Source organism: Pontibacter sp. HJ8, assembly GCF_054824225.1.
This window is the reverse complement of sequence record NZ_JSYF01000504.1, coordinates 1-2,524: the sequence shown is the minus strand read 5'-3', so window position 1 is coordinate 2,524 and position 2,524 is coordinate 1. Positions and strand designations below refer to the sequence as shown.

The following is a 2,524-nucleotide window of genomic DNA, read 5'->3' as shown; positions in this document are numbered from 1 at the left end:
AAGCATAAAAAAATCAACTTCTGCAGAGATATATTCCTATATTTTGTAGAAGACGATGCAAATTAATAATGAATTATTTTAATATGCAAATAATGTAATATAAAACTCTTTTTCTTTCACAATTTCAACACAAAACCTACTCAACCTCACCCCAAATAATGCAAACGACTTATAATCAATAAGCTACATACAGGCAAAATAACATCAAATAAATGCAATTAAATTTTTTTTAATTTTTTTTGAAATTTTTTTTCTACAACCAGCAGATTTTCAGCTAAATAGCCATTGCTGACACGAAAAAACCCCGTTAATCTCTCGACTAACGGGGCTTTTTACATGACTAAATCTATTGATGCAATCTCATCGGAACTACACCAGCTTCTTATACCGGATACGCTTCGGCTCCACATCTCCCATGCGCTTCTTCTTGTTCTCTTCGTAATCCGTGTAGTTGCCTTCAAACCAGTATACCTGCGAGTCTCCTTCAAAAGCCAGGATATGAGTACAGATACGGTCCAGGAACCAGCGGTCGTGCGAAATGATTACCGCACAACCGGCAAAGTTCTCCAGCGCGTCTTCCAGTGCCCGGATCGCATTCACGTCCAGGTCGTTGGTAGGCTCATCGAGCAGCAACAGGTTACCGCCTTCTTTCAGCGTCATGGCCAGGTGCACCCGGTTACGCTCACCACCCGACAGGTTCTCGACCTTCTTCTCCTGATCGCCTCCCGAGAAGTTGAATTTACTTACATAAGCACGGGACACAACCTGACGGCCGGCCATGATCATGTGCTCCGTTCCTCCCGAGATCACTTCAAATACAGACTTATTCGCATCCAGATTGGCGTGCTCCTGGTCTACATACGATATCTGCACGGTAGACCCTACCGAGAATTCACCGGCATCCGGTTTCTCCTGTCCTGTGATCAGCTTAAACAGGGTTGTCTTACCGGCACCGTTCGGCCCGATAATGCCCACGATACCACCTTGTGGCAGTGCAAAGCTCAGGTTTTCAAACAACAGCTTGTCGCCGTAGGCCTTGCTGATGTTGTGTGCCTCTATTACCTGTGCCCCCAGACGCGGGCCATCCGGTATAAAGAGCTCCAGTTTATCTTCTTTCGATTTGGAGTCTTCCCCTGCCAGTTTATCGTACTGGCTGATACGCGCTTTGGACTTGGCATGACGGGCTTTGGGAGCCATGCGCACCCACTCGAGTTCCCGCTGCAAGGTTTTCTGACGTTTGCTTTCTGTTTTCTCTTCCTGCGCCAGGCGGTTAGACTTCTGCTCCAGCCAGCTGCTGTAGTTGCCTTTCCACGGAATACCTTCGCCACGGTCCAGTTCCAAGATCCAGCCAGCCACATTGTCCAGGAAGTATCTATCGTGGGTTACAGCAATGACCGTTCCTTTATACTGTTTTAAGTGCTGCTCCAGCCAGTCCACTGATTCTGCGTCCAAGTGGTTGGTTGGTTCGTCCAGCAACAGCACATCCGGCTCCTGCAACAGCAGGCGGCAAAGGGCCACACGGCGTTTCTCACCACCCGACAGGTTGCCGATCAGGGCGTCTTCGGGTGGGGTGCGCAGGGCATCCATGGCCCGCTCCAGCCGGTTGTCCAGCTCCCAGGCATTGTGCTGATCCAGTTTTTCCTGTACCTCGCCCTGGCGCTCGATGAGTTTGTTCATCTCATCGTCGGTCATCTCCTCGGCAAACTTCATGTTGATCTCGTCGAATTCCTTCAACAAAGCCACCACTTCGCTTACACCTTCTTCCACTACCTGGCGCACCGTTTTGGTCGGGTCCAGTTGAGGCTCCTGCTCGAGGTAGCCCACGGAGTAGCCCGGCGACCATACCACTTCGCCCAGGATTTCTTTGTCAACGCCTGCTATGATCTTAAGCAAGCTGGACTTACCGGATCCGTTGAGACCCAGCACGCCAATTTTGGCGCCGTAGAAAAATGACAGGTAGATATTCTTTAATACTTGTTTCTTAGAGGGTATATCTTACTGACCCCAGCCATTGAGAAAATGATGGTTTCGTTGCTCATAACTTTTATATAGGTTAGGTTACTGCGTAAAGGCAGTAATTTTAAAATGCTAGCTTGACCTTATCAGGCTGCCTTGCAGCTACGCCGGGTACAATTTGTTCTACAATATGCCCCGAAATACAAATATCGGAAAAATTCATGCATTTATGGTTCACAAAAGTGCTTTGAAATCACTAAACTTGTAGAAAAACTATCTGAAAGAAGTACGTACCGACTTATTTTAGCACCAGGTTTGGCAGTTGCGTTTACCGCTTAGTCCCGGGCGACTGTAGCAGGAAAAGCGGTAAAGCAAACGCTACCATCCAACTTGCGTATGCTAAGATTAGTTTGAATTTTGCGCCTATTTCCCCTTTTGTGTTCCGAACATAACCCGATCCTTAAATGGAAAACAACGATCTATTGGAAGAAGCCAGAAAGTATGGCTTTATTCAAGACCAGCAAGTATGGTTAAAGGCTTTTATGAACTACCCGGACAGACAGGTAGG

Annotated in this window: 1 pseudogene; it reads right to left on the bottom strand. The window is 47.4% G+C overall.

The window, feature by feature from the left end:
• Positions 1–369: 369 nt before the first annotated feature.
• A pseudogene (gene ettA / locus OB13_RS18610) lies at positions 370–2,039 on the bottom strand (energy-dependent translational throttle protein EttA).
• Positions 2,040–2,524: the final 485 nt, after the last annotated feature.